Genomic DNA, 25,107 nt, shown 5'->3' with positions numbered 1-25,107 from the left:
TAAAATTTAATAATTTTTATTTTATATCTTTGCAGCGTATCCTGCAGCAAATTTATGCTTTCTTATCTATGGAGAAGACAATGAGATTGGCACCCGCCGTGTTAATGAGCAGTATGTTTCTGTTACTTGCGGCATGTTCAGAGCAAGCACAACAAGGTGAAGCAGAGTCGGTAGTTCGCCCTGTAAAACTGTTTAATATTGGTAATAATTCGGAGCAGAGCATTCGCAGCTTTCCTGCTGAAGTGGTTGCTAACCAAGGATCTTACCTTGCCTTTCGAGTAAATGGTGAGTTACTTGAGTTCCCTGCTCTTGCGGGCCAACACGTTGAGAAAGACCAGCTTTTAGCCAAACTCGATCCTGAAGATTTTCAACTGCAATATGATGAGCGCAAAGCACGTTATGAACTTGCAGCGTCTCAACTTGAGCGTGTGCAAAAGCTATTTAACCGCTCAATTGCCAGCCAATCTGAGTTAGACCAAGCCCTTGCTAATAAACAAGTTGCTGAGTCAGCGCTTAAAATTGCCAAAACCAACCTAGATAATAGCGAATTACGCGCGCCGTTCGCGGGTACTGTGGCAAAGGTATTTGTGAAAAACTTTGAAAACATTCAAGCAAAACAAAACATCCTACGCCTTGAAACCCGCGACCTAATGGACGTGGTTATTCAAGTACCCGAAAAACTCATTGCACGCATCGATAAAGACGTTCACTATCAACCTGATGTTGTATTTGATGGTTATCCAAACAAGTCATATCAATTAACCATTAAAGAGTTTGATACCCAAGCCGACCCAATTACTTTAACGTATAAAGTTGTGTTTTCATTACCTGTGCCAGAAGATTTTAATCTACTTGCCGGTATGACTGGCCGCGTTGATATAGACTTAAGCAAAATCACCAGTTCACAATCACCTTATACATTGCTGCCTGTTGAGGCGGTATTCTCAGAGCCTACCAAGTCTGAAAACGACAACAGCTTTGTGTGGATTTATGACCAAAATACCGGTTTAGTGCACAAGCAAGCTGTTGAAGTTGGCCAATTACATCGTGATGGCATTGAAGTACTCTCAGGTATTAAAGAAGGCCAAATCGTTGTGGCTGCTGGTGTGCACTTTTTAGAAGAAGGCATGAAAGTGCGTCCATGGCAAAAAGAGCGAGGCTTATAATGAGCTTTGCTGCACTCGCTATTGAAAGAAAAGTCATTAGCTGGATGTTCGCGCTGTTTCTACTGATTGGTGGAACCGTCGCTTACTTTGGCTTAGGACAACTTGAAGACCCTGAATTCACCCTAAAAAAAGCCATGGTGATCACCCTTTATCCGGGCGCGTCACCACAGCAGGTTGAAGAAGAAGTCACCTTCCCTATTGAAAATGCAATTCAGCAGCTACCGTATGTTGATTACGTAACCAGTATTTCATCACCGGGTAAATCGCAAATTACCGTCGAGATGAAAAGCAATTATCGTAAACAAGACTTACGCCAAATATGGGACGAACTGCGTCGTAAAATCAATGATCAGGCATCGTCTATGCCCTCAGGTGTCTATCCAAGCAAGATTATGGATGACTTTGGTGATGTATACGGGGTGATGTATGCAGTCACTGGCGATGGTTATTCTTACGATGAGCTTAAAGATTACGTTGATTATTTAAAACGTGAACTTGTTTTGGTTGATGGCGTTAGTAAAGTAACAGTGGGTGGCGAGCAACAAGCACAAGTCATGGTTGAGATTTCAACCCGCAAGCTTGCCCAGTTAGGTATTTCGCCTAATCGTATTTATCAACTTTTACAAACTCAAAATAGCGTGTCGAACGCTGGTAAAGTGCGTGTTGGCGATGAATCAATTCGCTTACACCCAACCGGTGAATTTAAAGACGTAAAAGAGCTCGAAAATTTACTTATTTCTAAGCCTGGTGAAAATGAGCTTATTTACTTAGGTGACGTTGCCACCGTTTTTCGTGAGTACGCCGAAGTCCCTAACAATATTATTCGCTATAACCAGCAGCAAGCATTACTGGTAGGTGTGTCGTTTAGCACTGGCGTTAACGTTGTTGATGTAGGTGCAAATATTGATGCCCATTTAGCGTCACTAGAGTATCAACGACCACATGGTATGGAAATTAACAGCGTTTATAACCAACCAGAAGAGGTTGAGAAGTCAGTTAGTGGCTTTATTATCAGCCTACTTGAAGCTGTTGCCATCGTTATTATTGTACTTTTAATATTTATGGGCTTTAAAAGTGGCGTATTGATTGGTGTAATACTGCTACTGACCGTATTAGGTACCTTCATTTTCATGAAGTTATTTGCCATTGATTTACAGCGAATTTCGCTTGGTGCTTTAATCATTGCCTTAGGGATGCTGGTAGATAATGCCATTGTGGTTACCGAAGGTATATTAATTAACCTCAAGCGCGGACAAACAAAACTGCAAGCGGCGACTAACATTGTTAATCAAACCAAGTGGCCATTACTGGGGGCTACGGTTATTGCAATTACTGCCTTTGCGCCGATTGGCTTGAGTTCAGATGCCAGTGGTGAGTTTGCTGGCAGCTTGTTCTGGGTGTTGTTTATTTCCTTGTTACTAAGCTGGATCACAGCTATTACTTTAACGCCTTTTTTCGCTGATTTAATGTTTAAACAAGCCACTGAAAAACAGCCGCATCACGATGAAGACCCTTATCAAGGTGTTATTTTCAATGTTTATAAAGGCGTGTTGCATACAGCAATGCGGTACCGTAAAACCACGCTACTGCTGATGGTGATCATGCTTGTTAGCTCAGTTTATGGCTTTAAATTTATCAAGCAGTCGTTCTTCCCAGCATCGAATACTCCTATGTTTTATGTAGATTATTGGCATACGCAAGGCGCTGATATTCATACCACTATGGATGGTGTTGCAAAGCTCGAAAAATTCTTACAAGCCGACCCACTGGTTGAAGAAATAACCACAACGGTTGGTCAAGGTGCACCGCGTTTCATGCTGACTTACGCACCTGAAAAATCATACCCAGCTTATGGGCAATTGATTATTCGAGTAAAAGACCGCGAAGCTGTTACAACCATGATCAAAAAAGTACGCGATTACCAACACGAGCATGTACTTGATGCTCAGCTCAAAGTAAAACGTATGGAAATTGGCCCATCAACAGATGCAAAAATTGAAGCGCGTTTTTCTGGTGCTGATCCTGTGGTACTTCGCCAATTAGCAAAAGAGGCGAAAGACATTCTGCATCAAGATGCGGGGGCATTTAATATTCGTGACGATTGGCGTGCTCGCTCGAAGTTAATTCGTCCACAATTTAACGAGCAAAAAGCCCGTCGTTTAGGGATTGCTAAATCAGACCTTGATCAGCTGCTGTTAACTAGCTTATCGGGTAAACAAGTGGGCGTATATAAAGACGGCACGCAAATGCTGCCTATTATTGCTCGCTCACCTGCTGAAGAGCGCTTAAACGTTGAAAGCTTGCGCGACTTACAAATTTACAGCCCAGTGTTAGGAGTGTTTGTTCCGGTGACACAAGTGGTTGATGATTTTGTTGTTGAGTGGGAAGACAGCTTGATCATGCGACGTGACCGTAAGCGTACCATCACTGTAATGGCTGACCACGATGTTATTGGCGATGAGACTCCAGCGAAGCTCTTTGCACGTGTTCGTAAAGACATTGAAGCTATTGAACTACCTCGTGGCTATGAATTGCAATGGGGCGGCGAATATGAGTCATCAACAGATGCGCAAAAAGCTATTTTCGGCTCATTACCTCTTGGTTACTTAGCTATGTTCGCTATAACTGTATTACTATTCAATTCAGTTAAAAAGCCTTTAGTGATTTGGGCAACAGTGCCACTAGCCATTGTGGGTGTATCAGCTGGTTTATTACTAATGAATGCAGCATTTAGCTTTATGGCCCTACTTGGCTTACTGAGCTTAAGCGGTATGCTCATTAAAAACGGCATTGTATTAGTTGATCAAATTAATCTTGAACTCGATAGTGGCAAAGACCCTTACAAAGCAGTATTCGACTCTGGTGTAAGCCGTGTTCGCCCTGTAGCGATGGCAGCAATTACCACCATTTTAGGCATGATCCCACTGCTATTTGACGTATTCTTCCAGTCAATGGCGGTAACCATTATGTTTGGTCTTGGTTTTGCGACAGTGCTAACACTGATTGTTGTGCCTGTGCTCTATACCATGCTGTTTAAGATCAAAGTACCTAAACAGCGTCACGCCAATTAATACAGATTGACTCTCAACCAAAAGCCCTATCAGCAAACTGTTAGGGCTTTTTCTTTATTACCTATTATTTTAATAAACAAAAAGGTAATAAAATCCGCCACAGCCAGCAAATAAAAATAAGCAACACCAAAAATAAAAGCGCACTGGTTCTTGGTGCCTATAGATGGTGGTAATGCTCCCTGTATAACTTCGGCTACCTACACGAATTTTATCCGTTAATAATCCCAACACCCCATAACCAACAAACAATAGGGATGCAATAAAGATAAATACATTCTGAAAGCTAGCCATTGATAACCCAGTTTATTAGTCATGCAAAATTGGTCAGCTATCAATCATTAACTTATTTATTATTCTCGGTAACGTCGGGTGCCGAGAGCTCGCCAGTGTCTAGTATAAATTTTTGTTATTTAAGGTGGGTGTCTAGTTACTTTTAAAGTGGGTGTCTAGTTAAGGTTATTTAAGATGGGTGTCTAGTTACTTTTAAAGTGGATTTCCATTTAAAGTGGGTGTCCATTTTTGGGGAAGCGCACTAGCTTTCGTGAAATTTATTTAACGTGGCTGTCCATTTTGATGATCTGGTTATGGCTCTAAATAAAATGGGTGTCTATTTAATGATTTTTTGATGATCTTGTTATGGTTATTAATAAAGTGGGTGTCTGTTTAATGATTAACTTATCAGCTTGTTTGCTAACCTATTTTTGCTGATTTAGTACTTGAAGAATTAAGATGTTTAGAAGTGGTTTTTACTTATTGATTGCAATACTCAGTGGTACTTTAAGTACCAATGAAAAAGCATACTATCAGCATGAGTCTAATGTGGCTTTTCACGTTGCCGTTGAAACTTTATCTGATGCTATTTTAGCAATTGAAGGACAAAATGGATTGATGTTTAACTCAAGATGGATTTTTGGGGAAATAGGCACACCAATCGCAGATATTTGTGAAGGGCAACAATCAGCCGATTTAGAGCTCGAGTGTGATTCTGTTTCAAACCGCGCTGTTGAATCTCATTACGACTTTCCACAACACAGTCAAATTGCTCTGTATTTTAGACCTAACTTGATTGTGAATGGACTCAAATTGATTGAAGCAAGTGTCAAAAACAATGAAATAGCGCTATTAGTATTTGAAGATGACAATACAAAAGAGCTATTCTTTGTAAGAAAACATCAACTTATCGATATTATCTCGAAAAAACTCACTAAAAAAGAATTTAAACAGAAAAGAGACCGTCTTGAAGATGATGCTATTTACCCTAATAAAGGCTAAGGTTGAAATCAGTATCATTTAGAACCCTGAGGGAACCAGTAAAGACTAGTCAGGGCTCTAATGCGCTGAAGCTTACTTTTTCAGGCTTAATGTACCTGTACGTTTAGTACTGCTACGCTTCGTTTGATTTGGTTTTGATGAGTGTGGATTGCCAGCTTTTGATCTTGATTGACCTTGCTTGGCATCATTGCGTGCTTTTTTCACGTATTTAGAAAAGTCGCGCTTTTTTTCTTCTTCATTGCGTGGCTTTTGCTTCGCACGAGCTTGCGTTGGCTGTTTGTTTTCATCAATTGAACGCTCTTCCGTTTTACCTGAGTCGGCAATTGAGTTATTGATCTCAGCCATTTCTTGTTCGGTTAAGTGACGCCACTGCCCTACTTTTAAACCCTTTAGGGTCACGTTCATAATTCGTGTGCGCTTTAAAGTCACCACTTCATAGCCTAAATATTCACACATACGGCGTATTTGGCGGTTTAAGCCTTGTGTTAGCACAATGGTAAATTGCTGCGGGCCCGTTTGTTTAACCTTACACTTTTTAGTAACGGTATCGAGGATAGGAATACCATTTGCCATCTTATTAACGAACTGGCGATTAAGTGGTTTATCAACCGTTACTACGTATTCTTTTTCATGATTATTACCAGCGCGAAGAATTTTATTAACAATGTCGCCTTCGTTAGTTAAGAAAATTAAGCCTTCTGAAGGTCTATCTAAGCGTCCAATTGGGAAAATACGCTCGGGGTAATTAACTGCTTTAACAATATTGCTTTGGATTTTTCGCTCAGTCGTACAAGTAATACCAACTGGTTTGTTATAGGCAATATAAACCAGCTTAGGCTTTGCTTTTAAAGGCTTGCCATCAATGAGTACATCATCGGCATCACTGACTTTTACGCCCATTTCAGGCAAGCTGCCGTTAACAGTAACACGACCTTCTTCAATATATTTATCTGCCTCACGGCGTGAACAAAAACCTGTTTCACTGATAAATTTATTTAATCGCTTTAACTCTGTCATGGCACACTTCTGTCTGGATTTTAAAGCCGCTAGTTTATACCAGAAGCCTTTACCAAGCTAGGTAGAATCTAGGCTCTTTGACTACACTTTTAGTGTTGCGCTGCGTTTTTGGGCTTTTCGCTCAATAAACTATGTAGCGTATCAAAATCGAAGGCGTACTCAGTGCTTTTACTGTTTTGCAGTAAGAAGGCTTCAAAAGGGATAACCGACCAATCTTTGATGTTTCTTAGCCAGCGGTAACTTTGAATATTGTGCTTTGTGATCACCCCAAGCTTAAACTTAATCGCATCGTGATTCTGCCAATAAGGGTTGCCATTATGATGATCGACCACGCTAATTAGTGCCCACGCTCCCATCATAAAATGCCCGCCAACACTGGCAGTGAGTTTTTGTTGTTCAATTAAGTCTAAATTATCATCAAGCCAGTCTATGCCACCTATGAAATAGGCTTTATCTGTTTTACCTTTCACAGCTTCTAGGGCGCCTTGCGCCATTAAATCAGACGCACACCAAATCACATTGCTATCAGGGTGTCGTTGCAATAATCGGCTTACTTTATTCGCAGCCTCCTGCTTACTCCAATTTGCATAGACAACTTGCTCAAGCTCAACATCTTGTTTACGTAAATAATGAACGAGGCCATCACTGCGGGTGTCAGATTCAGTACCATAATGGCCATTAATAGCAACAAAATGAGGCGTTTGCTTTGTATTTATTGCCTCATCAAGTAAGGCTTTGCCAAGTTGCTCACCGGCTTTGAAGTTATCGTGAAATACTTCACCTAACCAATACTTAAAGCGCTGACGGGGTTTACCGACTTCGTCTCGCTCTACGCCAACAATCGTTTCTTCAAGGGTGATAAATTTAATTTTGTGCTGCTCAAGCAAGGTCATTGACTGCTCTGCACCACCTGGGTAATTAATTAAAATTGCGTAGTCGGGTTTAGCGTTATATTGCAGGTATTGTTTCAGCTCAGCTAATTGAATGTGGCGATTTCCACCGCCATAAATTGTTGTAAGAGCGACATTATTTTGCTTGGCAGCAACCTGCATCACATTAGTCACTCTTTGCCAAAATAAATCACTTTTAACTGAGGGGTTAACTAACAGCACAGAGAATTGCTCGCCAGCATATAGCGGTGAATAGCTAAGCAAGGTTAGAACAAACAAGCAAATCCGCATTACCGCCTCACTCTATTATAATTATTGTATACGAGGAATTAATTAGATAATTTTCGCCAAATTAACTCGCACGGACCGTGTTTAAAATACATACTATACACTTTACAAAAAAACAATTGAAAAACAAGCATAACAGCAATAACTAACCAGTAATCTATTCTATCAAAGCTAAGCGCAGCAGTAGGAAATACAACTTTAAAAAACAATATAAATATGACTGTTTGCATCAAATATAACGTCAATGACATACGCCCAGCTTGCTGTAGCAGCAACCAGTTATTAGGGATATTCTTAACTACTTTCACAATAATGTGGCAATAAAAAATAGCCATGGATAAAGCAGCTAACCAATTAATTGGTTCTACAATCGCGTACATAAAGACACTCTGGTTTGGATCGATTATTAATCTCAGGGCCGTTAAACTTATCGCAGCTGGAACAATCAACTTGAACTGGGAGTTTGTTAAACCCTGAACAAATACGCCTTTCTTATATAAATAGACACCCATCATCATTAACCCAGCAGCCATCCACACAGTGATAAGGGGTACAGCAATAAGCATTATGATAAATATCAAAAAGTTACTGACGAATCCTGCAAAGTAAGAAGAATACGCTGCATCATACGCCATTAAGAAACTCTCAGAGCTTCTCGTTACAGGGTTAAAATCTGGCTCTACAAAGGCAAGTAAGAATGAAATAAAGGCGCCGAGAAGTAAAAACAACATACCCATACGCAAGTTTTTTTCTTCATCTTGCTGACTAAATTTAAGCGTTAACCAGCCAGCACAAGCATAAATAAACAAAATATCACCAGCCCATAATAAAAAACCATGGGCAAGGCCTATAAATGCCAAAACTTTTAGCCGTTTATGTTGTTTTTCAACATTTTGCCAAAGCTGCCATTGAATAACTAAAGATGCTCCGAATAACAAGCAAAAAAGGCTTCTAAAACGCCCATCAATAAACACGGTATTAATAGTGAAAATTAGCGAGTCTGAAAAGGGTGGCGTAGCACTTGGGGTATAGTCATACTCAAACACAGCAAAGGTGTAGATGTTCATAAACATCAAGCCGAGTACCGCAATACCCCGTAACACATCCATATTTATATTGCGCATAAATCCCTTATAGGTTTTGCCTGCAGCTATCACTCCAATTTACTGCATTTTCGTATATCTTGGGAAGATCTGCGCTTTCAATACTTAGATAGGCAACAGCCTGTTCAAGCGCCCACCAGCTACCAGTTTCGTACGCTTTAACCGTTTCAAGTATGTAATAGAGGATATTTTTTTCTTGCATGAGAGCAGCATGAATTTCGTCAGGAAACGGCAATCTATCCAATAACTTTTCCATAGGTTGATCTAATATGGCATCAAGTAATGAAAATAGCCCTGTTAAAAATGCCTCACCAGTTTGCTGTTTAGCAACACGCTGAGCGATTAATTCACAAAAACGGGCTCTTACAACACAAAGCCGAGTCAACTCGGCTGGTTTTGACTGGGCACTGTGAGCAGTAATAATTAGGCTAACAAACTTTTTAAGTCGTTCATGACCTAAATAAACAAGCGCTTGTTTTAATGAGCCAATTTTACTCTTTATAGGAAAAACACCGCTATTTATTAAACGTAACAGTTTATAAGCAAGTGCAGTATCTAAAGAAAACAAACCAGCGATTTCACTGATATCTGGATCTGGGCGCATGACTTGTGCATAAATCGATAATACCAGCGCATAATTGTAATCAATATCACGATGCTGAATCATCTTCGGTTTAGCAAAAAAATAACCCTGAAAAAAATCAAAGCCCATTTTATGCGCTTTTTCGTAATCATCAGCTGTTTCGAGTTTTTCAGCTAATAGCTTTATCTTTTGATACTTTTTTAATTTATGAACAATCGGGGCCAATTCTTCAAAAGGGGTTTGCTGAACATCAAACTTTATTAAACGAATAAGTTTTAAAAAACGGTCCCATTCGGGTTGGTAAACAAAATCATCCAGCGCTAATTTATAGTTGTTATGAAATAACTCACGGCAATATTCGTAATTTTCGTCCGTTGGCTCAATGGTTTCAAGTAACTCAATCACGACATCATTTGTTGGCAAAAATGCGCAAAGGTCCAGCTTCAAAGACTCTGGACCAATATTAATCAATGCTTTTTTACCCGACGTTATATGACGAGTACCTAAATTGAGCTGGTTTTCCATAATTAGGCGAGCCGTTGCCGTGCTCTCTGACACATCAGGAAAACTATTTTGTAAACTATCTCTAAATAGTAGCTCATAGGCGACAACTTGTTGACGACGATTAAAGACCGCTTGCCTAGCAACAAATACAGCCACTTTACCTACTTTTCTTATTTTATATCACACTAAGTAATTAATAGCTGAAATTGGTAAAAAAGTCACCTAATTACCATGAATCACTTACTTTTTATTGATATAAGCCAGATAAATAGCCTTCTGCAACGGATTGCCACGTAAAACGGGCATTTCTTGCCTGTTCACATATTGAGCACCATTTTTCTGGTTGCGATTTTTTAAGTTCAAGCGTATCACTAAAACTAGTAACAAGTTCGTAGCTTTGTGATGCCAAACTCTCGCCTTGGAAACTAAAACCACTCACATGATGTTCTACTGTATCACGTAAACCACCTACACCATGTACTAAGCACGGCTGTCCTGCTCGCATTGCTAACATCTGGCTAATACCGCACGGCTCAAATGAACTTGGCATTAAAAATAAATCGCCTAAGTGGTACATGTATTCACCAACATAATGCGCATAACCTTTTAAAAATAGCAGGTTATCTTGACGTGCCATAACTGATGTCATGATGTGCTCAAGTTCAGTATCCCCTGAGCCTAAAATAACCATGTAGCCGTTATGTTGTTTTAAACGCTGACATAACTCATCTAACACAAGCCCTTTATCATAAGGCTGACGAAGTAACAGTGCTTTTTGGTCCGTTAAACGACCCACACTGGTTACTAATGGCCCTGAAAACGGCCGTGTTTTAAATTGAAGTAATCGTTGATGCGCTATGTAATAGCTTGAATCTAATACTGGGCTTTTTGCCATCCATTGAAATAACGCATTTTCGGCATGTTGATAAAGACTCGCTAAGCTGATGTTTTCAAGCTTCATTCCTGGGTACTCGCAACCATTAAGAATGCCCACTACACGCCCTTGTTCATAGGCAGCCTGCAAGTCAGCTTCAAGTCCCTCACCACCAAAAAAGCCTTTTTCAGCATCACTTGGACGCAGTACTTCTTGGCAATAAGTTGGCGAAACAAGGTGTACTTTATCAACCAGGTTAATAGCAGTACGCATTGGGTTAAAGCAATCAAAATAGCGCGGATCGCATAACCTTTCGCCGTTATAACCTAAACTTGGGAACCAGGCTTCTAGGCTTGAGCTATCACCTTTGAAAGGACGTATCCCTTGCAATGCAAGGTTATGTACTGTGTAAGCTAAAAATAAGTGCGCTAGTTTTCTATAGCGGCTATCTGATTTAAGTAATAGAGCAACACAAGCACTGTGCCAATCATGTAAGTGAACAACATCCGGCGTGCGAATAAGCCCTTGTAATAAGGCTTCGCAAACAGCAGCGTTAAAAAGAGCAAACTTACTTGCATCGGTTGCAAACGGACGGCCCGGTTCATCATTACAATAAACAGCGCCGTTATGGCGGCTAAATTCCCAATGAGAAATAAGCAGTTGCGTTATACCTTCTTCACTTTTAGCAAGCTTCCACACATCCAGTTTTTGCATTTGACCTGCAAAAGGCACGTGCACTACACCTATGTGATGCCGCTCTAAATACTCAAAGCCATAATCTGGGATCACCACATCAACACTAAGGCCTTTTTCTACTAACGCTTTAGGGCAATCTCTAACAACATCCGCTACACCACCGACTTTTGCATTCGGTAATGCATCATTCTCTGCAGCTACCATCAATACATGCATGCTTTGCAGTACTCCATAAAACTTTTATACCAATTGGCAATAATACTTAATTAAGCAAACTGGTATTATTCAAATATAAATAAAGGAGGGACATGCCCTCCCTTTTTGTCTTAGCGCGATTGCTTAAGCAAGGCGTTTATTATCTTGCTCTTGTTGCTCTAACTTCTTTGCAAGCTCATTCAACATATCACGAGTGACCAGCACAATCCCTTTTTTCGAGACTCTAAAGCCATTTTCTTTGTCGACTTTGTTATCGTAACCGATTTCAAGTCCTTCGGGGATCTCACAATTACGGTCAATAATAGCACGCCTAATCTTACAATTTCGGTTGATCTTAACACCTGGTAATATTACGGATTCTTCGATTTCACAGAATGAATGAACATATACATTTGAGAAAAGTAGTGACTTCTTAACTTTAGAACCAGAAATAATACAGCCACCTGATACTGTTGAATCAACAGCCATACCACGTCTGTCATCATCATCAAAAATGAATTTAGCAGGTGGTAACTGCTCTTGGTAAGTCCAAATTGGCCATTTTGGATCATAAAGGTCAAGCTGTGGCTGTGGCATTACCAGCTCCATGTTGGCTTCCCAGAATGAGTCAAGTGTACCCACATCGCGCCAGTATGGCTGACCATCATGTACATCTCTAAACGGGTATGCAAATACGTTATGCTCTTCGATGATAGCAGGGATAATATCGTGACCGAAATCTCGGCCAGAACCTTCAGTTTCTGCGTCTTTTTTCAATTGTTCAAATAAGAACTCAGTATTGAAAATATAGTTACCCATTGATGCTAAACAGGTCCCTGGCTTACCAGGCACAGAAGTAGGCTCAGCAGGTTTTTCATCAAAACGACGAACACGATTGCTTTCATCAACTGTCATTACACCAAATGTATCTGCCGCTTCTTCGCAAGGTACCTCAATACAACATACCGTCATATCAGCACCTGTCTCAACGTGTTTAGCCAACAAACCACCGTAGTCCATACAATAAACGTGGTCACCCGAGAGGATCATCACATACTTAGGCAGCTCATGGCGGATAATATCCATATTTTGGAATACCGCATCAGCTGTACCACAATACCAGTCATCTCCATTTCGCTGAGAGGCAGGAAGTATTTCAACTGATTCTCCCAATTCTTTTTTGAAATGGCCCCATGCACGATTTACGTGACGAATTAACGAGTGCGACTTATATTGAGTAGCAATACCAACTCGACGAATACCTGAATTTATACAGTTCGACAGTGGAAAGTCGATGATTCGGTGTTTGCCACCAAAATAGACTGCTGGTTTAGCACGCCAGTCTGTTAATTCATGTAAACGTGAACCTCGCCCTCCTGCTAGGATGAGGGCATACGTTTCTCTTGTTAAACTACTTATATATCGGTTTGCATAACTTGGCATAACTCTCTCCGTCTTAAGCTAGCTGCTTTTCTTCTGTGTGTTTTGCTGTGCACTAGTATCCATTAATGGCTCCAAATGCCAGATGTCGTCACTGTATTGACTAATGGTTCTATCGCTCGAAAACATGCCACTGGCTGCAGTGTTCAAAATACTCATTTTTGTCCAGTGAGCAGTATCTAAGTAGGCTTGTTCAACTTGCTCTTGCGCTTCTACAAAGCTGGCAAAATCATGAGCGACTAACCATGGATCGTGCGGGCTCTTAATCGCCGCAATAATGTCGTCAAATAAATTAGGCTCAAACAGGTTAAAATGACCGCTCTCAAGTAATTGCATTACTTTATAGAGGCTGTCAGTTTGGTGAATAATCTGCTCAGGATTATAGTGTGCTTTGATATCGTCAATTTGCTCTGCACGTGCACCAAATAAGAAGAAGTTATCAGCACCCACTGCATCACGAATTTCAATGTTAGCGCCATCTAACGTACCTATAGTCAAAGCACCGTTCATCATGAACTTCATGTTACCTGTGCCAGATGCTTCTTTACCTGCTGTAGAAATTTGCTCAGATAAATCAGTTGCTGGGCAAATAGTTTCCATGGCTGTTACGTTGTAGTTAGGTAAAAAAGCAACTCTTAAATACGGTTTAGCAAGCGGATCTTTATTGATCACTTCTGCTACGTTATTAATTAATTTAATAATTTTCTTCGCCATGTAGTAACCTGGTGCAGCTTTACCGCCCAGTAGCACGCAACGAGGAACAATGTTTGCTGTATCGCCTTGGCGAATACGATCGTAAAGGTGAATAACGTGCAGTACGTTTAATAGCTGACGCTTATATTCGTGAATACGTTTAACTTGCACGTCAAACATCATTTCTGCGTCAAACTGTACACCACAGCGGTTTTTTACCAATTCAACAAGGCGTTGCTTATTAGTGTGCTTTACAGCTTGCCATTGTTTATGGAATTTAGGGTCGTCATATAGACGGCGTAACTGGCTAATTTTGCTAAAGTCAGCAACCCATTCATCACCAATGTGTTGATTAAGCAGTTTTGCTAATTCAGGGTTACAATGTGCTAACCAACGACGCGGTGTTACACCATTGGTTTTATTATTGAATTTATCTGGCCATAGCTGATAAAACTCGTTAAATAAGCCGGCTTTAAGCAGCTCAGTGTGAAGTGCAGCCACACCATTAACCGAATAACTACCCACAATCGCTAAATATGCCATGCGAATTTGCGGCTCACGGCCTTCTTCGATCAGTGACAGTGCACGCTGTTTTTCAACATCACCAGGCCAAGCTAACGCAACTTCGGCTAAGAAACGCGCATTGATTTCATAAATAATTTCTAAGATACGCGGTAGTAATCGGGCAAATAAAGATACTGACCACTTCTCTAATGCTTCAGGAAGTAAAGTGTGGTTTGTATAAGCCATGGTCTTAGTCGTGATAGACCACGCTTCTTGCCAATCTAGCTCATACTCATCAACCAAAATACGCATAAGCTCAGCAACAGCAATACTTGGGTGCGTATCGTTTAATTGAAAAACATGGTAATCAGCAAAGTCAGAGAAGTCTTCGCCATGTTTGCTAACCCAGGTATCAATGATGTCTTGTAAACTCGCCGAAGATAAGAAGTATTGCTGACGTAAACGTAGCTCTTTACCGTTCTCGCTACTATCATTTGGGTAAAGTACCATTGTGATTTGTTCAGCTAAGTTTTTACGCGCTACAGCTTCTGAGTAACTACCCGCATTGAACTCGCTTAAATCAAATTCGTCAGTGGCTTCTGATTTCCATAAACGTAGGGTGTTTACAATATCGTTCTTGTAACCCGGAATCGGCACATCATAAGGCACAGCTAAGACATCATGAGAATCTAGCCATTGACGGTGTTCACGACCCTGTTTATCAGTATAGCTTTCAACATGACCGAAGAATTTTACGCGTTTTGATTGCTCAGGCGCACTCAGCTCCCATGGGTGCCCTTCACGTAACCAATTATCTGGTTGTTCAATTTGATGACCATTTTCAATAGCTTGATTAAACATGCCATATTCATAACGAATACCATAGCCAACCACTGGTAATGCAAGACTTGCACAGCTATCTAAAAAACATGCAGCTAAGCGCCCTAAGCCACCATTACCTAGACCTGCATCATGCTCAGCCTCCGCAACTTGCTCAAGTTCGGTGCAGTATTCTTGCAACGCCTTAGCTACTTGCTCATCTAAATCTAAGTTTAAAATCGCATTGCCAAGGGCGCGGCCCATTAAAAATTCAAGAGACAAGTAAGCTGTTTTACGGCGTTTTTGTTCATGAATTTGCTGTTTTGTTACTCGGCAACGAGCAACTAATCGGTCACGAATAGTTAATGCTAATGCATGGTATAAATACAGTTGTGATTTACCTACTTTGTCACGTCCAAGGGTGTAATAAAAATGGCGTGATAAATCATCGTCTAAAGTACTTTCATCAACTGTAGGCGCATCCTGCCAGCCCTTAACAACACATACTTGATCGGCATTTTTAGCCATGATTAAGATCCTCTGAATTGGCGGTAAAAACCCAGCTGCTCATTGCAGCAATCTCGTGTTCCTTGTCAACAAACTGAGTTGACATTGGATGAATACTGGTCAGCGCTAACTGCCATTTTCCTTTATCTAAGTTAGGAAGTTGGCAAGTTACAGGCTCTGATCCTGCATTTAATATGATCAATAAAGCTTGATTTGTGTGCTTGTCTGTCAGGCTGTATATCAGCACCTGGCGATCGCCTTGATGCCAATCGTCTTGTTGCATATTGGTGCCTGATTCAGTGAACCACGCGACGTCATAACGCGGGTCATTGTCGTGAACAAAAAAGCGGTGTTTAAAAATGCTGAACTGCTTACGAATGCGCAAAACATCGTCAATAAAACGTGTAAGAGGATGACTAAATTGTGAGTCTTTCCATGCAAGCCAACTTGTGCGATTGTTTTGACAATAGGCGTTGTTGTTACCACCTTGTGAGTGTGCCATTTCGCTTCCTAATGAAAGCATAGGCACGCCTTTAGAAAGCAACAAAGTTAACAGCATATTTTTTTGTTGCTGTAAGCGTAATTTGCTCACTTGTGGGTCATTGGTAAACCCTTCAACGCCACAATTGAATGAGTGATTGTCACTGTGTCCATCACGATTTTGCTCGCCATTGGCTTCGTTATGTTTATTCTCGTAACTAACTAAATCAGCAAGCGTAAAACCATCATGACTAGTGATAAAATTGATACTGTTAAGTGGCCCACGTAGGTTATGCTCAAACAAGTCAAACGAACCATGTAAACGTTTTGCAAGCTCACCAATTACGCCCTGTTCTTGTTTCCAAAAGCGTCTTATCGTATCGCGATATTTATCATTCCATTCACGCCACGGTGCCGGAAAAGCCCCTAATTGGTAACCTCCTGGGCCTATATCCCAAGGCTCTGCAATGAGTTTAACTTGGCTTAATACTGGGTCTTGATTAATCGCTTGGAAAAACGCATGCGCCTGATTAAAACCATTCGGGTTACGCGCTAAAATGGTTGCTAAGTCAAAACGAAAACCATCGACCCCCATCACTTCAACCCAATAACGCAAGCTATCAAGTACCAGCTGTAAAGAACGAGGCGAATCAATATTTACCGTGTTACCACAGCCGGTATCATTAATATAATGCTGCGGTTTATCAGCAACAGTGCGGTAATAACCTAAATTGTCTAAGCCACGTAATGATAAAATAGGCCCATCTGTGCCCGCCTCTGCAGTGTGGTTATAAACCACGTCGAGTATTACTTCTATGTCCGCTTTGTGAAGCGCTGCCACCATTTCTTGAAACTCACTAATATCATCATTAACGAGATACTCTTTATGCGGCGTAAAGAAGTTAAGCGTGTTGTAGCCCCAGTAATTTTGTAAACCTTTAGCGGTAAGAAACTGCTCGCTGATAAATGCATGAATAGGTAATAATTCTAGGCAAGTCACCCCAATAGTGCGTAAATGCTCAATAAAGCTAGGATGGCTTAAACCTAAAAACTTACCTTGTAACGATTTTGGGATCTCAGGATGACGACAGGTTGCACCAACTACATGACATTCGTAAATAACCGTTTTACCCCAGCTGTGATTCGGCTTTTTACCTGTGTAAGGTGCCAACTCACGGACTCGAGATTTTGGCATATCAATAGCATTGTTAACCTGGCTTAACTTTCCTACAGGCATTTGCCCATAGTGACGTTCACTCCACGTAAACTCGCCATATAAATCACGCGCATAAGGGTCTAACAGCAATTTGTGATTATTAAAAAATAGTCCTTTTTCGGGTGCGTACTCACCATCAGCGCGAAAGCCATACAAGGCGCCACTTTTCAGAGGGCTCACTTTTAGTGTCCAGATACCGCCTTCGTTCATATGCATCGCTAGGGTGAGAATTTCTGAATGACCACTGCTATCAAATAAGCACAGAGACATATGTTGTGCTTGTGGTGCGTACACAGCAAAGTTTACGCCCTCACCAACAACAGATGCCCCTAAAGGCGAGCTCACCCCAACTTCGAGTTCAACACTATGACTCATCGCTCACCTTCTTAAGGTAAATTGTCGCAAGACCAGGCAAAGACACACTGATGCTTTGATTAAAGCCATGGCTTTCAATCGCTTGGCTTACGATGATTTGCTCTGCGTGACTAGTTGCATCAACGCCAGAACCAAAATAGTCCGCTTTATCTGTGTTCAAAATAACTTGATAAGTACCAGCTTTTGGCACACCTATCACGTAGTCGTGATACACCTGTGGCGTTAAATTACATATCACAACCACAAAATCTTCTGCTTTCTTTGCATAGCGAATAAAGCTAAACATACTTTGCTCAGCATTGTTGCTGTCGAGCCAAGCAAAACCTGCTGGGCTGGTATCTTGCTCATATAAAGCTGGCGTACTAGTGTAAACAGCATTTAAATCTTTAATCGTTTGCTGCATGCCACTGTGGCTAATATGCTCAAGTAAATGCCAATCAAGCGATTGGTCGTGATTCCACTCTTTACTCTGGGCGATTTCAGCACCCATAAACAATAATTTTTTACCTGGATGCGCCCACATAAAGGCATAATATGCACGTAAGTTTGCAAACTTTTGCCAGTCGTCCCCTGGCATTTTTTCAATTAATGAGCCTTTACCATGCACCACTTCATCATGGCTAAGCGGTAGAATATAGTTCTCGCTGTAGGCGTAAACCATCGAAAAGGTCATTTCGTGGTGGTGATGCGAACGGTAAAGGGAATCGCGCTGCATATAATGCAAACTGTCATTCATCCACCCCATATTCCACTTATAACCAAAACCTAAACCATCATGGTCAACTTGGCGCGTAACACCCGGCCACGCAGTTGACTCTTCAGCCACCATCATAATGCCCGGATTTTTTGCATAGCAGCGCATATTGACTTGTTTTAAGCACTCAATGGCGCCTAAGTTTTCTCTGCCACCGTATTGATTTGCAACCCATTGCCCTTCTTCACGGCTGTAGTCTAAATAAAGCATTGAAGCAACCGCATCCACGCGTAAGCCATCAATACCAAATTCATGTAGCCAGTACATTGCATTCGCAATCAGAAAGCTACGAACCTCTGCACGGTCATAATTGTAGATATAGGTATTCCAATCAGGGTGAAAGCCTTGTCTTACATCGGCATGTTCGTATAAGTGGGTGCCATCAAAACGATGTAAACCATGTGGATCACTTGGGAAATGACCAGGTACCCAGTCAAGAATAAGACCAATATCGGCTTCGTGACATTGCTCTACAAAGTAAACAAAATCTTCAAAGCTGCCATAGCGACTTGTCGGGGCAAATAATCCAACGGGTTGATAACCCCATGAACCATCAAAAGGGTATTCACTAATTGGCATTAATTGCAGATGCGTAAAGCCGAGCTCTTTAGTGTAAGGAATAAGATTATCAGCCAGTTCACGCCATGTTAGATAGCGCTCACCGTTATCTCGTCTTTGCCAAGAACCCGCGTGCACTTCATAAATACTAACAGGGGCATTAACACTGTTTCGTTTTGCACGATTTGCTAACGCTTTTTCAGAAAGTTGAATTCCCGTTTTTAGCTTTTGCAGTACTGACGCTGTACCCGGTGCTTGTTGCATCTTAAACGCAAATGGATCAGCTTTATCAAGCACTTCTCCTGTTAGAGTGGTAATAGCAAATTTATAGCATTGATGCTCTTTAAGCCCAGGAATAAATAACTCCCATACCCCACTGGCAGGATGAAAACGCATAAAATGACGATTACGCTGCCAATAGTTAAATTCACCAATAACCGATACACTACTGGCATTCGGCGCCCACACTGTAAAGCGAACACCATCAACCCCTTGTTGAGTCACAAAATGTGCACCAAAATGTTGATACGCATGCTCTAAACTGCCTTCATTAAACAGATACATTGCCTGTTCATCTAAGCTGCTTTCAAAGCTGTACTCATCATATTGTTGATGAGTAAATTCATTGCTATAGCTAACATCCAGCTGGTAGTCAGGTTTCGTTTTTGATTTGATATTTGCGACAAATAAATGACTATCACCTTGTTGCTGCGCAACGGTTTTTTCTGTGCCAAGCAGAATCGAAACACTGCTTGCGCCAGGCAAAAAGCAACGAATTTCATAGCTTGTAGGGCCACTTTTATGCGCCCCAAGAAAGCTGAAAGGATCTCTAAAACAACCACTGGCTAATGCATCGATTTGTTTTTGATAAATAACAGATTGTGCACTTTGCTCTTGACGAACACGACTTCGCATTATTGATTCCTTATCGAAATTAAATTGGCTAAGAATGACTGTTGCGCTTCGATAATCTGCGCAGCTGGACGCGACAATAAACGCCGCCAATTTGGGTACTCTTTATCAGTACCGGGGATATTTACAGGCAGTATTTGCTGGTCTAAGTCATCTATTTGAATAGTAAATAACTTTGCTGGTGCTGCCGCTAATGAGGATGCCAACGCTTCATAAACCGTAAAGGCATCTGTTTCTAACGATAAATGCTGGTGTGACTCTCGTGCGATAAAATTAAGCATACGATGCTTTTCAATGTTTCTCGCATCGAATTGAGCCCGAGTTTGCTCATCATCAAGCAAACCATATTGTTGTTTAATCGTAATATCGTGGCCAATCCACCAACCTTTGAATGGTGGTACATCATGGTTGGCTATCATTAAAAGGCTATGAGGCGCAAAATGCTCAGCCGCTAAAAACTCGCCTTGATAATCCTTTTCAAAGTAGAACAACCCATTTGAATAGATTGCACCTGCTTTTAATGCTTCACGCACTTCATTAGGTACCACACCTAAATCTTCACCAATTACGACGCATTGATTAAGATGAGATTCAATTTTAAGCACTGCTAATAACTGTTCAAACGGATAATAAACATAACAACCATCTTGCTGGGAATTATTCTCAAAACACCACCAAAGACGGCGAATTGCCATTACATGGTCAATTCTAAGACCACCCACATCTTCCATATTGGCGCGGATAAGTGAGCGATAAAAAGCAAAGTTGTCTTTACTTAACTTTTGTGGATTCAGTGCCGGCAAGCCCCAATTCTGACCATGTTCAGCCCAAGGATCAGGCGGAGCCCCAACATGTGCATTTTCGGCAAATAGCTCATTTTGGCTCTTGAACTCACTGCCATCACCTGCACAGCCAACGGCTAAGTCATTAATAAGGCCAATTGCCATACCGCTATCACGGGCAGCTTGCTGGCAGATATTTAATTGAAGGTGAGCTTGCCATTGTAAATAGCTAGCATAATCACGGTCGCCAACCAACATGGTCGACAGGCTGTGTTTATGGGTTTCACAAAAACGAGCGAACTGCTGTTTTCGCTCTTCTGAAGCAAACTCACAAAATTGTTGATATAAACAGCTAAACACTTGATATTTAAAATCACTAACCGATGTATAATCAATGTAAGTCGCATCGGTTTGCGGTTTATTTGCCAATAATTTATCAAGTGCATTATTATTTTTGGCGTCTTCGCATAATGACACAGCAATATACAGCGGGTTCAATAACGCTCGGCTATTTGGACTATAAGGACTCGCCCTCTCAGGACTGTGTTCAAACAGTAAATGCAGCGGATTAAGCAACACATAATCCATATTGTTAGTCGCGGCTGCTTTAATAAGTTTTGTTAAATCAGCGAAATCACCAATTCCTAACCCCTCTTCATTGCATAAGCTATAAAGCTGAATGGATAAGCCCAAACGCTTTTTATCATCAATAGAAAAGCTTTCTTTAGGTGTGATCCATAGCTGACTGTGAGCTTGCTGATCTGCCACTGTAATGAGTGCATCATGGTAACCGATTGGCATTTCAGGAACTGGCAATGCAAGCTCAAGATAACGAATGCCGTTTAGGCCGTAATCACCTAATACAGCTAAACCTTGCAAGTTTTCACAAGTAAAATGAATATCAAGCGAAGGCACGCTTAGAGTACATGAGCGTGTTAATAAACGCTCATCAACGCGTACTTTCAAAATTGGATGGTGTGCCTCAATAATGCTTGTATGAGGCAACAAGTTCAGCCAAGTACCTGCATCTAATGCAAAATTAAGTTGGTTTATTACATCAGAATCTTGGGTATCTATACCGCAACAACTAAGCGCCTGCTTGCGTGTACTTTCATCGAAAATAACATGCTCACCAGTGTATTTAGTATATTCATAGCCTATGCCATGCAGGTAATATAACTGAGAAAGTGAGTGCATCAAAACACCTAAGCGCGCTGGGTATTAACAATGCTGTTATCAGTACCAAAACCGTTAGGGATATAACCATCAGCTTGGTGGTCGTTGTCCCATGTTTCGCCATTGATTAGGTAACGGAAGTGAAACTCTTGATCAAGTGGTAAACGCTGCTTGCATTTGAAAACTTGCTCTTTTTTATTGAACTTCATTGGCACAGGCTGCCAATCTGTAAACTCCGCAACTAATTGCACATCTTCAGCATCAGGATGCTTAAATTCAAAAGTAACTTCGGTTTCGTCTTTAGTTTTAAAAAAACGTTTGCTTAGCATAGTGGGCTCCAATTCAACCAATTGGTAAATTAATCCTTGCCACAGTACCGCATTCAACGACTCTATAAGCGGAGGCTGTGCGTTCCAGGTTTCATAAACTTGATTACCAAATCATCAAGTTCATTAAGTAAATCAAACCTATATTTACGCATTATGACAGTGCAACTGTTTATTTTTCGCACCAAGATAGTGCGTAAATTAAACAAAAATTACAACAATCATATTGCTGTATTATTACGAGCAATAACTGAACCAAGTTGATGATAAAATACACTTTAATTTCAGTATGTTTTATCTACTCTCGTAATGACTTATAAAAAGTAGATAACAAATTGGGTTGGGTAAAGTGAATTAAATTGAAGTGAACAATTAGAGCAAAAACACTAAAAAGACACTATTTCATTTCGTAAAAAATATAAGCATATAATTTACAAAAATAAATTACATTGTTTCTGTAAGGTAAATTATATAAATCTATATGAGACATATATAAATCGTTATTCCTTCCAGAAAAAAACCTACAAAACAAAGCAAAACCAACCGTTAATTTTTACTACCCAATTAACTTATTTAAAAACTACCCAAGCAGAAAGACAAAAACAATAAGTACAAAATCGTAAATTTAAAATTTAAAACTAGTTATCAAACCAACATCAGACCCAGCTTTAAAATAAAAATAAAAACCTTTTAAAAATTTAAAAGCGGACGTTTTTCCAGTAAAGTAAATTTATTTTACATCGTAAACGCTAAGCGAATATTATTAGCTCACTACCACCCCCACAAATAGAGCTTATACTCTAAACGATGTGAATTTTCACATTTTGTACCAATCTAAACACCATTATCAATAAAACGCTTTTGCTAACTTATCTGTAACAATATAATTACTGACATTATAAAGGTGAGCACAACTTATAAAAATGCACCAAAATGGTACTCTAGATGACAAATGCAATACGAACTTCATTCACGATTATTATTACTATAATTGCTTTCGCTTATGGGATGAGTATCTTATTAACAAAAAAAATTAATGATTTAAATTATATTGATAGCGGAATAGAGCTGTACTATTTAACTGGTGTAGAATCGCAGATAACAAAAACGGCTTGGTATAATATTTTATTAAGTGGGCAAAACATAATAATAAAAGAGAATGAAACCTATATAGTAATAAATTCTGAGCAAGGACTGACTGTCGCGGCACTTTCATCAGATATAATATTATCTACACTGTTAGCTCCAATAAATATAATTATACTATTATTATTGATAATGGCTGTAAGCTGGATAGTTAATATAAGAGTACAAACTCGAAATGAGAGTTACACTCTCAAATTGCTTAATACTCAAGCATCTGATTTACTTAAAAGTCTCAACTTAGCTACCAGCTCTACAGCTAAACAACCGCATATTGAGCAACTCCGCGTCAACTATGACGCTCTTCGCACGCATATCACTAACTACACTAAAGAGTCTGAAATAAGTATATTTCAAGATAAGCTCACTCACCTGCTTGACCGCCACGCATACATAGAGCATTTAGCCAAACAACTTAGAATCGCAGAGCGACAAAAATATCGTTGCGCATTACTTTTTATCGACTTAGATGGCTTTAAACAAGTAAATGATTCTTTTGGTCATAGTTTTGGAGATGAAATTCTAATGCAAGTCGCATCACGCTTAAGTAGCATAATGCGACACCATAAGTTATCTAACTTATCTCCGACGAGCCAACTAGATCAAAACTTAGCCCGACTAGGTGGTGATGAATTTTCGATATTTATTGACCTTAAAGAATGTAAAAATAGAGCCTTAGATGTAGCGCAAAATGTTTTACACGAAATAGAACGTGACTTCGTTTTAGGTAATAAACTAATAAAAATTAGTGCAAGTATAGGCATTGCGGTTTACCCAGATAGTGCAGCCACACCACAATCACTGTTACAGATGGCTGATGTTGCTATGTATAGAGCAAAAACCGATGGTCGAGGCATTTTTAAAGTCTATTCACCTGATATGGGCAAGAAAATTAGGCGATATCATTATTTACTTGACGAAATGCGTCTTGCAATTGCAAGCGAAAATTTTCATTTATCGTTTCAACCTATTGTTGATGTTGATGACTGCGCCATTGATTATTTTGAAGCGCTTGTTAGGTGGGAGCACCCAAAAGAAGGACTTATTTCTCCCGAGGAGTTTATTCCGATCGCAGAAGAGTCGAATATTATTCTAGAACTTGGAGATTGGATAATGCTCGAATCATGTAGGCAAATGTCGGCATGGTACAACGCTGGTATGAGAAAAGTTAAAATATCTGTAAATATCTCAGGAGTACAGTTAAAGCATTGCAATATCTATGATTGGGTTATGGATAAACTATCAAAAACAGGCCTCCCTGCCCACGCATTAATGCTTGAAATCACTGAATCTACTTTTATTGAAGCAAGCAATAAGATTATTCAAACACTTGAACAATTGCGTGCAGAAGGTATTACTATCGCAATTGATGACTTTGGGACTGGCTTTAGCTCGTTAAGTACGCTTGCAGATCTTCCAATTGATGTTATTAAATTAGATCGTCTATTCGTATCGCAAGCTAAAGATAACGCTAAATACCATAAAATAATGCATTCTGTGAGCGAGCTAGGTGCTAAGCTCGGTTTAAAAGTCGTGGCTGAAGGTGTTGAAGATGTAAAACAATTTGAATTGGTAAAATCTATGGGTATCAACAGTATTCAAGGTTATTTGATAAGTCACCCAGAGTCATCTTTAAATGTAGGGCACAAAGTTTTGCAAGATAACTTAAACTTTATATCAGCCACCGGCCGTGGTGTTTGGAATATACAAAAATAGCATAAACCGCTATAATCCCAGCTATTAATCTGTACTTTTATCCAGTT

At 40.2% G+C, this 25,107-nt stretch carries 15 protein-coding genes; 4 read left to right on the top strand and 11 right to left on the bottom strand.

The features are described 5' to 3' along the window. Positions 1 to 80 precede the first annotated feature (80 nt). The 3 genes from IRQ78_RS03775 to IRQ78_RS03765 all read left to right on the top strand — a co-directional run bounded on the left by IRQ78_RS03775 (position 81) and on the right by IRQ78_RS03765 (position 5,509). Positions 81 to 1,166: an efflux RND transporter periplasmic adaptor subunit gene (locus IRQ78_RS03775; protein WP_194441381.1), complete on the top strand. Its 1,086-nt coding sequence runs from the start codon at positions 81 to 83 to the stop codon at positions 1,164 to 1,166. Further along, positions 1,166 to 4,237: an efflux RND transporter permease subunit gene (locus IRQ78_RS03770; RefSeq protein WP_187490048.1), complete on the top strand. Its 3,072-nt coding sequence runs from the start codon at positions 1,166 to 1,168 to the stop codon at positions 4,235 to 4,237. Before IRQ78_RS03775 ends, IRQ78_RS03770 begins: the two co-directional genes overlap by 1 nt. Before the next feature lie 729 nt (positions 4,238 to 4,966). Next, complete coding sequence (locus IRQ78_RS03765) at positions 4,967 to 5,509, top strand: hypothetical protein (protein WP_194441380.1); 543 nt, start codon at positions 4,967 to 4,969, stop codon at positions 5,507 to 5,509. A 72-nt stretch (positions 5,510 to 5,581) separates the two neighbouring features. Here IRQ78_RS03765 and rluF read toward each other — a convergent pair whose 3' ends face one another. The 11 genes from rluF to IRQ78_RS03710 form a co-directional block, all read right to left on the bottom strand. Then, positions 5,582 to 6,526, bottom strand: a complete 945-nt coding sequence (gene rluF / locus IRQ78_RS03760; protein ID WP_194441379.1) for a 23S rRNA pseudouridine(2604) synthase RluF — start codon at positions 6,524 to 6,526, stop codon at positions 5,582 to 5,584. An 89-nt stretch (positions 6,527 to 6,615) separates the two neighbouring features. Beyond that, on the bottom strand, positions 6,616 to 7,695 hold the full coding sequence (locus IRQ78_RS03755) for an ABC transporter substrate-binding protein (protein WP_228482493.1): 1,080 nt from the start codon (positions 7,693 to 7,695) through the stop codon (positions 6,616 to 6,618). A gap of 50 nt (positions 7,696 to 7,745) precedes the next feature. Then, positions 7,746 to 8,828 (bottom strand): DUF418 domain-containing protein, encoded by a 1,083-nt coding sequence (locus IRQ78_RS03750; protein ID WP_194441378.1) that lies wholly within the window; start codon positions 8,826 to 8,828, stop codon positions 7,746 to 7,748. 7 nt (positions 8,829 to 8,835) lie between these two features. Continuing rightward, the gene (locus tag IRQ78_RS03745) at positions 8,836 to 10,050 is read right to left on the bottom strand and encodes an EAL and HDOD domain-containing protein (RefSeq protein WP_054551975.1); all 1,215 of its coding nucleotides are present in this window, start codon (positions 10,048 to 10,050) and stop codon (positions 8,836 to 8,838) included. A gap of 91 nt (positions 10,051 to 10,141) precedes the next feature. Next, a complete protein-coding gene (locus tag IRQ78_RS03740) occupies positions 10,142 to 11,680 on the bottom strand; it encodes a glycogen synthase (RefSeq protein WP_194441377.1) in 1,539 nt (512 codons plus the stop codon). Positions 11,681 to 11,803: 123 nt separating this feature from the next. Beyond that, entirely contained in the window at positions 11,804 to 13,102 is a 1,299-nt protein-coding gene (gene glgC / locus IRQ78_RS03735; RefSeq protein ID WP_054551973.1) for a glucose-1-phosphate adenylyltransferase, read from the bottom strand. 18 nt (positions 13,103 to 13,120) lie between these two features. Then, on the bottom strand, positions 13,121 to 15,643 hold the full coding sequence (locus IRQ78_RS03730) for a glycogen/starch/alpha-glucan phosphorylase (RefSeq protein WP_194441376.1): 2,523 nt from the start codon (positions 15,641 to 15,643) through the stop codon (positions 13,121 to 13,123). Continuing rightward, entirely contained in the window at positions 15,636 to 17,693 is a 2,058-nt protein-coding gene (gene glgX / locus IRQ78_RS03725; protein WP_138599467.1) for a glycogen debranching protein GlgX, read from the bottom strand. Before glgX ends, IRQ78_RS03730 begins: the two co-directional genes overlap by 8 nt. Beyond that, positions 17,683 to 19,920: a 1,4-alpha-glucan branching protein GlgB gene (gene glgB / locus IRQ78_RS03720; protein WP_194441375.1), complete on the bottom strand. Its 2,238-nt coding sequence runs from the start codon at positions 19,918 to 19,920 to the stop codon at positions 17,683 to 17,685. The genes glgX and glgB overlap by 11 nt, the downstream gene beginning before the upstream one ends. Next, the gene (gene malQ / locus IRQ78_RS03715; RefSeq protein WP_194441374.1) at positions 19,920 to 21,896 is read right to left on the bottom strand and encodes a 4-alpha-glucanotransferase; all 1,977 of its coding nucleotides are present in this window, start codon (positions 21,894 to 21,896) and stop codon (positions 19,920 to 19,922) included. Before malQ ends, glgB begins: the two co-directional genes overlap by 1 nt. Before the next feature lie 8 nt (positions 21,897 to 21,904). Then, positions 21,905 to 22,204 carry an isoamylase early set domain-containing protein gene (locus IRQ78_RS03710; protein WP_054551968.1) on the bottom strand — a complete coding sequence of 100 codons (300 nt, stop codon included), beginning with the start codon at positions 22,202 to 22,204 and terminating at the stop codon, positions 21,905 to 21,907. 942 nt (positions 22,205 to 23,146) lie between these two features. On the opposite strand from IRQ78_RS03710, the gene IRQ78_RS03705 reads away from it, so the two are divergent. Continuing rightward, positions 23,147 to 25,060 carry a putative bifunctional diguanylate cyclase/phosphodiesterase gene (locus IRQ78_RS03705; RefSeq protein ID WP_194441373.1) on the top strand — a complete coding sequence of 638 codons (1,914 nt, stop codon included), beginning with the start codon at positions 23,147 to 23,149 and terminating at the stop codon, positions 25,058 to 25,060. Positions 25,061 to 25,107 lie beyond the last annotated feature (47 nt).

Origin of the sequence: Pseudoalteromonas simplex, assembly GCF_015278155.1 — a bacterium.
Lineage (GTDB): Bacteria > Pseudomonadota > Gammaproteobacteria > Enterobacterales > Alteromonadaceae > Pseudoalteromonas > Pseudoalteromonas simplex.
This window is presented reverse-complemented; position numbering and strand designations above follow the sequence as displayed.

Excerpts from the sequence above, each read along its gene's own strand:
- IRQ78_RS03775 (WP_194441381.1), top strand. The coding sequence starts at position 81 with ATGAGATTGGCACCCGCCGTGTTAATGAGCAGTATGTTTCTGTTACTT.
- IRQ78_RS03770 (WP_187490048.1), top strand. The coding sequence starts at position 1,166 with ATGAGCTTTGCTGCACTCGCTATTGAAAGAAAAGTCATTAGCTGGATG.
- IRQ78_RS03765 (WP_194441380.1), top strand. The coding sequence starts at position 4,967 with ATGTTTAGAAGTGGTTTTTACTTATTGATTGCAATACTCAGTGGTACT.
- rluF (WP_194441379.1), bottom strand. The coding sequence starts at position 6,526 with ATGACAGAGTTAAAGCGATTAAATAAATTTATCAGTGAAACAGGTTTT.
- IRQ78_RS03750 (WP_194441378.1), bottom strand. The coding sequence starts at position 8,828 with ATGCGCAATATAAATATGGATGTGTTACGGGGTATTGCGGTACTCGGC.
- IRQ78_RS03740 (WP_194441377.1), bottom strand. The coding sequence starts at position 11,680 with ATGCATGTATTGATGGTAGCTGCAGAGAATGATGCATTACCGAATGCA.
- glgC (WP_054551973.1), bottom strand. The coding sequence starts at position 13,102 with ATGCCAAGTTATGCAAACCGATATATAAGTAGTTTAACAAGAGAAACG.
- IRQ78_RS03730 (WP_194441376.1), bottom strand. The coding sequence starts at position 15,643 with ATGGCTAAAAATGCCGATCAAGTATGTGTTGTTAAGGGCTGGCAGGAT.
- glgX (WP_138599467.1), bottom strand. The coding sequence starts at position 17,693 with ATGAGTCATAGTGTTGAACTCGAAGTTGGGGTGAGCTCGCCTTTAGGG.
- glgB (WP_194441375.1), bottom strand. The coding sequence starts at position 19,920 with ATGCGAAGTCGTGTTCGTCAAGAGCAAAGTGCACAATCTGTTATTTAT.
- malQ (WP_194441374.1), bottom strand. The coding sequence starts at position 21,896 with ATGCACTCACTTTCTCAGTTATATTACCTGCATGGCATAGGCTATGAA.
- IRQ78_RS03710 (WP_054551968.1), bottom strand. The coding sequence starts at position 22,204 with ATGCTAAGCAAACGTTTTTTTAAAACTAAAGACGAAACCGAAGTTACT.
- IRQ78_RS03705 (WP_194441373.1), top strand. The coding sequence starts at position 23,147 with ATGACAAATGCAATACGAACTTCATTCACGATTATTATTACTATAATT.